This window comes from Rheinheimera pacifica (assembly GCF_900108485.1).
Classification (GTDB): Bacteria; Pseudomonadota; Gammaproteobacteria; order Enterobacterales; family Alteromonadaceae; genus Alishewanella; species Alishewanella pacifica.
This window is the reverse complement of record NZ_FNXF01000008.1, coordinates 162,687-168,906: the sequence shown is the minus strand read 5'-3', so window position 1 is coordinate 168,906 and position 6,220 is coordinate 162,687. Positions and strand designations below refer to the sequence as shown.

General features: G+C 43.1%; 11 protein-coding genes. 1 reads left to right on the top strand and 10 read right to left on the bottom strand.

The window, feature by feature from the left end:
* Positions 1-30 precede the first annotated feature (30 nt).
* The 10 genes from BLW68_RS12115 to BLW68_RS12070 form a co-directional block, all read right to left on the bottom strand.
* Positions 31-528 (bottom strand): hypothetical protein, encoded by a 498-nt coding sequence (locus BLW68_RS12115; RefSeq protein ID WP_218141361.1) that lies wholly within the window; start codon positions 526-528, stop codon positions 31-33.
* Positions 529-622: 94 nt separating this feature from the next.
* Positions 623-820: a hypothetical protein gene (locus tag BLW68_RS20960; protein ID WP_143039960.1), complete on the bottom strand. Its 198-nt coding sequence runs from the start codon at positions 818-820 to the stop codon at positions 623-625.
* 501 nt (positions 821-1,321) lie between these two features.
* The gene (locus tag BLW68_RS12110) at positions 1,322-1,882 is read right to left on the bottom strand and encodes an SMI1/KNR4 family protein (RefSeq protein WP_092793609.1); all 561 of its coding nucleotides are present in this window, start codon (positions 1,880-1,882) and stop codon (positions 1,322-1,324) included.
* Positions 1,883-1,953: 71 nt separating this feature from the next.
* On the bottom strand, positions 1,954-2,412 hold the full coding sequence (locus tag BLW68_RS12105) for a hypothetical protein (RefSeq protein WP_143039959.1): 459 nt from the start codon (positions 2,410-2,412) through the stop codon (positions 1,954-1,956).
* A gap of 105 nt (positions 2,413-2,517) precedes the next feature.
* Positions 2,518-2,829 carry a hypothetical protein gene (locus BLW68_RS12100; RefSeq protein ID WP_143039958.1) on the bottom strand — a complete coding sequence of 104 codons (312 nt, stop codon included), beginning with the start codon at positions 2,827-2,829 and terminating at the stop codon, positions 2,518-2,520.
* Positions 2,830-3,178: 349 nt separating this feature from the next.
* The gene (locus tag BLW68_RS12090; RefSeq protein ID WP_092793599.1) at positions 3,179-3,439 is read right to left on the bottom strand and encodes a hypothetical protein; all 261 of its coding nucleotides are present in this window, start codon (positions 3,437-3,439) and stop codon (positions 3,179-3,181) included.
* Positions 3,440-3,532: 93 nt separating this feature from the next.
* Positions 3,533-3,799: a hypothetical protein gene (locus tag BLW68_RS12085; RefSeq protein ID WP_092793596.1), complete on the bottom strand. Its 267-nt coding sequence runs from the start codon at positions 3,797-3,799 to the stop codon at positions 3,533-3,535.
* Positions 3,800-3,896: 97 nt separating this feature from the next.
* Positions 3,897-4,622 carry a hypothetical protein gene (locus BLW68_RS12080; RefSeq protein WP_092793593.1) on the bottom strand — a complete coding sequence of 242 codons (726 nt, stop codon included), beginning with the start codon at positions 4,620-4,622 and terminating at the stop codon, positions 3,897-3,899.
* A gap of 111 nt (positions 4,623-4,733) precedes the next feature.
* The gene (locus tag BLW68_RS12075) at positions 4,734-5,081 is read right to left on the bottom strand and encodes a hypothetical protein (RefSeq protein ID WP_143039957.1); all 348 of its coding nucleotides are present in this window, start codon (positions 5,079-5,081) and stop codon (positions 4,734-4,736) included.
* Positions 5,082-5,130: 49 nt separating this feature from the next.
* On the bottom strand, positions 5,131-5,598 hold the full coding sequence (locus tag BLW68_RS12070; protein WP_245728330.1) for a GNAT family N-acetyltransferase: 468 nt from the start codon (positions 5,596-5,598) through the stop codon (positions 5,131-5,133).
* Positions 5,599-5,990: 392 nt separating this feature from the next.
* Here BLW68_RS12070 and BLW68_RS21655 point away from each other — a divergent pair, with 392 nt between their 5' ends.
* Positions 5,991-6,215: a phage integrase N-terminal SAM-like domain-containing protein gene (locus BLW68_RS21655; RefSeq protein WP_245728329.1), complete on the top strand. Its 225-nt coding sequence runs from the start codon at positions 5,991-5,993 to the stop codon at positions 6,213-6,215.
* The last annotated feature ends 5 nt before the right edge of the window (positions 6,216-6,220 follow it).

The following is a 6,220-nucleotide window of genomic DNA, read 5'->3' as shown; positions in this document are numbered from 1 at the left end:
CGTTGTTTTAGGCGTTTGTTATGTGAATTTCTATCCAGACAAACGACCGTACAATATTTCTAAATTCTCAAGATAATCTTCACTGATTTCGTCAGCATTCCAAGCCCTACGTTCCTTTGAAACTGTATTGAACACTTTTAGGTGTGGAGCTTGCTCAATCGGACAGCAATATACCGATAAATACTGTCTTTTCTTCTTTATTTTGTTACTTAGCGCATTATCAGAAATCAGGTTAAATTGATCAGCGGTTATATCGATTAATGTACTACCACTTTCAACCCACCAATGCCCAACTTCACTGGCACGCATTGGAGATACACCAAACACAAGATCTAATGGCCCGCTAAAACCTTTCTTTCTCATGTGGAAGCAATATAACAAAGAAGCATGCTTACATGCGTTTATTGGGAAATCAGGACTGAAAAGGATCGTATCATCGTAAGCAATGGACTCGATTTTTTTCCTCATCCAAAGTGCTTCTTTCCTTAAAATGCTCATATTCCCCAATTCACATAACGCCGCCAGCACGCGCGGCTTTGTAGCGAAGGCAAAGCCGTAGCGAAAAAGACGTCGCCGTGCCTGGCCTTGTTATAAGCCCAATGCTCGATGTTTAAATAATGCACTAAAATAACCCAACTATTTTGATTAGTGCTACAAATACCAACAATACGACAATTACATTTGGAAAATGCGGATGTTTTGTCTTCATCCACGCTAGAGCCGGTGATTTTTTAGAAGTACCAAGTACACCGCCAAAGTGCAACGCACCGACTATGCAAATAAAAATTACTAAAATGCTGTTTGCTGGTTCAGAGATCAACGTAGCTCCTTGGGCTTATAACGCATAGCACATGGGCGGCGATCCACGCAGCGGGTTGACGTCCCAGCGACCAGCGGGAGCGAATGTTGCGCATTGTTAGCGACGACAAACACACTACCCACGCGGCACTGCCGCCAAGCGATGCCAACCAACAGCACCCATGTGCAAAATTAAAAAACGTAACCAGCCAGGTGCGATACAGCGAAATGGCTGGAACTTAAAAACCTGTTGCAAGCGGAGCCAATGAGCCAAAAGGAACAACGCTACCGCAACATCCGAGATTGCACCTAACCAACAAACTAGTGAACCTGACAGAATAAATTAACAACTGAGATACAACTTAACTCAAGCAGACCAAAAAAGTAAAACAGATTTTTGTACCTAAACCTTCTCGACAGCCGGCTAACGCCTCAAACACAGGCTTGGTGAAGCTGGCAACTTTTTTGGAACAAAAAAGGTGACAGCTTTGCCAAGTCCGGGTGCTTTGACTTGTTAGGTGCTTTATTCACTGTAGATTACATGACCATTTAAATCATAAACCTCTTCATATTGCAGGAGGTTTGATACAAACTCATTAAAAGTATTTGCCACAACCAGACTATTGCCTTCATCCGTCTCTGTGACAATAACCTTGGGTTCAGTAAAGGAATCTCCATAGTCTAGGGCCAACCATGTGTGGCCATCACCTTCTAGCGGCACATATGTTTTCGGAAGACCCCACTCTCTGCCAGAGCTTATGGAGCTATATATTGAATGTTCCGAATTAGGATCGACGCTTGCAAACGTGCCAATTTCGTAAAAGCCTTCACCAAAATAGTATTTTAGAGTTTCGTTTTCACAAGACGGTAGTTTAACTACCTTAGTTTCTTTTGATTCGGATAGTTTCACGTACTCTTTAGGTAGCATGAAACCATATTTTTCCTTGAAGTAATTAAGAGACTCTTCAATTGTATAAAGTCGATAGTTTTCAACCTCACGAACATCACCGCATTCAGGGCAAACAAAGTAAGCAGTTCCATCAACGATGTCTGGATTTGTAAGTTCTTTTTTACAACATCTCATACTTTAATACTCGTTCACCTAACGCTCAAAGCAGCTGCGCGGTACGCGTCAGCTGCCTTTGCTTGTTAGGGCTACCACAAACCACAACCCTTAGCTTCTTGACCTTGTAGCCAACCAGCTATTCTTGCAGTGTGTTTTTCCCAGCCAGAACTGATTTCATAAACCTGCACTAAAGTAGTATTATCTTTGTCTGCTTTTACTTCTACTAACTGCTGGTAAAACCGGTTCCAACCTGCTTCGCCCACAAGAGCAAGCTGCCTAGTACCATTTTCCAAAATGTCATATTCAACATAGGAAGACTGGCTTAACTTAACCGCCGTTCCGACTGCAGGAATTGGGATGGTTGAAGACGATTCTCGTTGATAGCATTTCACTAGCTCAGTGAACAATAAATTGTGAGTTTTCTCTGGGCTATAAGGGGAAGATAGATCTCTTACTGCAAATTTCCCGCTATAAAACTCGTTGATATCCTTTGGTGGGGAAGCACACCCAGACAAAAGAATCACAACAAACATTACTAAATATTTCACAGATACTCCTTTGTAGGCCTAACGCAAAGCACACGGGCGGAAAAACGCGTTAGCGTTTGACGTCCCAGTGGCCGCAGGCCAAGAGTGATGCGCATTGTTATACATTTACTGCACCGTCGCATTAAACACAATTGAAAGGCTACTGAGAATAGCCGTTGCAAAAGCGACAAATTGCATGCGTTTTTTAAATTTAGTTGGCTCTATGGCATAACGTTGTGTCCGTTGTGCGCTTAGCATAAACAGCAGTGCTGCCATCATTAGTAATGCAGGCGACAAGAACGGTGCTTTACCAAACAGGACAATAATTGCAGATGATGCAACAGCAAGCGCAATTGCGAACCAGATAGCTGCAACGACAATATTTTGATTTGGCTCCGCAGAAAACACTCTAAACTCTCCTAAATGTATAACGCTCAAAGCAGCTGCGCGGTGCGCGTCGGCTGCCTTTGCTTGTTAGCAGCCCACACCAAACTTACGCGGCTTGCCGCACTGGCAAACCCGAACAACGGCACGGCTGCTTTTGATTAAAAACTACACCGGCCAGCTGCTATACGGCGAGCCAACCGGAACCTGTAAAACTGTTAAGCGAAGTAACAAAGAACAACGCAACCGCCACAACCGTTTGCAGCAAAACCTTTAAAACCCGAACACCTGCTAACGCAAAGCACACGGGCGGAAAAACGCGTTAGCGTTTGACGTCCCAGCAGCCACAGGCTGCGAGTGATGCGCCTTGTTAGGTGTATTTGGCTAATTTGATATTGCCACGTTAACTAATACCCAATAAATTTTCTAGTTGATTTGCTAGCAAGTAAAACTCTTTACCCCAACCATTTTCAAGTGACAACTCTTGTAGATTTGAAGTGGGGAGAAGTAGATATTTTACACCTTCGGTTGACGGCGAGGACAATAATGAATCAATGTCTTTTAAGGCGCGTGATTTATCGCCGTAAATTGAACCGTCATTGCCAGCGGATAATTTTTCACGAAGTTCGTTGAGTATTTCTCTTGCTTGTTGATCAACGCTCATTAACACACCTAACGCCCGCCACACAGGCGAGCAACTTGTTGCGAGTCCAGCGCCCAAAGGGCGCGTTTGTGCTGGCGCTTGTTATGTGCTGACTTAAACATTGAAACCACTAGTCCAGCCCTTTCTAGATGTTGGATCAGCCAGAAGCTCTCTAAGAATGTAAAAACAAGCTTCCGACTCGGATTTAAAGTTCTGCTTGCCTGTTTGCAAGCCTCGCTCACTGTAGTAAACAACCCAGCCTGAACCTTCTTGGCGAAGGCATAGAGCTTCATCAGGGTCAAAGTTCTTTGCTTCTAATGAGAAACTAGTTGATTTTACGCTTTCTTGTTCTAGCTTTTCTTTCAGATCAATTCGATTCATGTGATTTCACTCGGGCACATAACGCCGCAAACACCGGTGGCAAAACCAGAGCGAAGCGACGGTTTTGACATCCGCGTGATTTGCCTTGTTAGCTTTTTTAAATAATGCGCAAAGGCTCATAAACCACCTTTGAAAAATCAACTTTAAGCTCGTTGGTAAATGACTCTTCGTATGCTTTTGCATCAAAACCAACAAACTCAACCCCTTTTACTTTCAACGCTTTGAAAACTCTGCAAACAGCTGAAATAAAAATAGGCATGACATTTATATAGACCTGACCATCAGGGTAACGATCGGCCTTTGCTCGTTGCTTAATATCTTTAAAGTGCAAGTCAGAGTCTAACTGCTCTATGAGCTTCTTCCGGTTCGGGGCTCCCATTCGCTTCTCAAGATACGGCGAGCTAAGGCTCTCATCGACTCTCAGGTAAAAATCTTCAAGCTTGTAGAAATAGCGCATCCTAGCTGGCGAATCTAAAACATCATAACCAGCTAGAAAAAATTCCGCGCCGAGATACTGCTTATAGCCGTCATCAAGCGCCATATCTTGATTCCAGCTCCTAAAAAGCAAATGGTCTCGATGATGTATTGCGTTGCGCATAAGAATTAGAGCTGCTGTATCTCCGTGCGCAAAAAAATCTATATCTGACTTTGATACGTCATATAAGCTATGAAACGCTTCTAGCTTTGCTTCAAAAGCACGATCAAGGTTGTCTACAGCCTCTTCTTGATCAGTGTTTTTTAGCCGATGAAAATCTAAGTGTGTTTCTACATAGATTCTCATTGAATTTGCTAGTTTCTTTATTGCTTGCTGTTGAATTTCCACAGAACTCTCTTAAAAGCTAACGCCCGCCACAAACGCGAGCAACTTGTTGCGAGTCGAGCGCCCAATGGGCGCGTTTTTGATGGCGCTTGTTAGGTTCGTTTATTGCGGCCATTAACGTAACCTTAAAAAATAGCTACCAGCGTAGTTTTTACGAACATTTTCATCAGAATCAAATTCGAAAACGACTCTGGGGAATTCAACAAACGGGAAATCATAAAATTTCAGTAACTGAAGATACTGCTGTTTAATAGTTTCTGAGGTGCCGTTTTTTTTGAAATCATCTAAATCTTTATTCGATGGATAGAAAATCCATATTGAGTGTAAATCACTCCATGCTTCAAAAGCAGCAACGAATTCAATTCGGTAAATTACTATCTCAGAGTCTTCTGCCCATTTCTGCAGTGCTTTACGGGCTTTATCAATAATCTCGTATGCCGGATGGCTCATACCTGATTTCACCTAACGCCTCAATCACGCGCTTGTCGCGTGCATTGCATTGTTAAACCATTCATTGGTGTGAAGTATCGCCACAAAATTCGAGAGTCAACCTAAGCATATCTTTGTGCTGAACCCCATCTTCAACTATTGGTTCTGGATAGTTTCTCAAAAAGAAGTCCTTATCAATGCGGTCAACCCTGAAGCCCTGCCGTTGATAGAAGGTCAATTGGTAACCGAAAGTGCCAGTTCCGACCTCTAGCCCCCTTGCACCTGACTCTTTTACTTTGTCGATAACATTTCTCAGAAGTCGCGTTCCAATGCCGCTCTGTTGATACGATGGGGAAACGGCAATGTTCATTAACTCTACCATTCCTCCTGCGATCGGCTTGAAGACACAGGATCCGACTACAACATCGTTGTTATATGCAACGAAACATCTAGACTGATTCAGGTACTCTTTGATCGCCTCTTCAGAGGGGTCTGCCAAAAGAAGGAGGTCCATTGGAGCCTCTGAAGGCGGCACTTCATCTATTTGCAACGGTAGTACACCTCGGAACTCGATATTTGGTTTAACGCTTATTGGGCGGGTCGACCCGCACTTAAACACGGGTTGATCCGCATTTGTAAATTTAATGTTTTGCAGATTACCGAGCATTTAGAAAAAATACAACGACTTGAACAAGTCTTTGTATTTTCCCTGGCAGAAAGTACGGGTTGACCCGCCTAACAGAGTTAACTTGACATCTTAAAATAACTGTATGCTTAAACAGTGCTTATTTCGGGGTTGCTTTATGACTGAATCATCGCCTTTTATGCAGTTCATTGCTGAGGAAATGTATACCCGACGCTATGCGAAACGAACTGTTGAAACTTATTTGCATTGGATAAAATTTTTTTATCTTATTTCACAAAAAACAGCACCCGAAAGATTTGCTGGAAACGCACGTAGAGCAGTTCTTAACTCACCTGGCGGTTACCCGAAATGTAGCAGTGCAAACGCAGGCGCTTGCACTTAATGCTTTGAGCTTTATGTATAAAGAAATACTTAAAAGGCCTTTTGCGTTAGCGCGTAAATACCCGACAGCGCCAAAAGAGCTGGGTTGGCAGTATCTTTTTCCCTCTTCCCGCTTAAGTGTAGATCCGCCATCATATTGATGAAA

Coding starts and splice junctions, on each gene's coding strand:
- BLW68_RS12110 (WP_092793609.1), bottom strand. CDS start 1,882: ATGAGATGTTGTAAAAAAGAACTTACAAATCCAGACATCGTTGATGGA.
- BLW68_RS12090 (WP_092793599.1), bottom strand. CDS start 3,439: ATGAGCGTTGATCAACAAGCAAGAGAAATACTCAACGAACTTCGTGAA.
- BLW68_RS12085 (WP_092793596.1), bottom strand. CDS start 3,799: ATGAATCGAATTGATCTGAAAGAAAAGCTAGAACAAGAAAGCGTAAAA.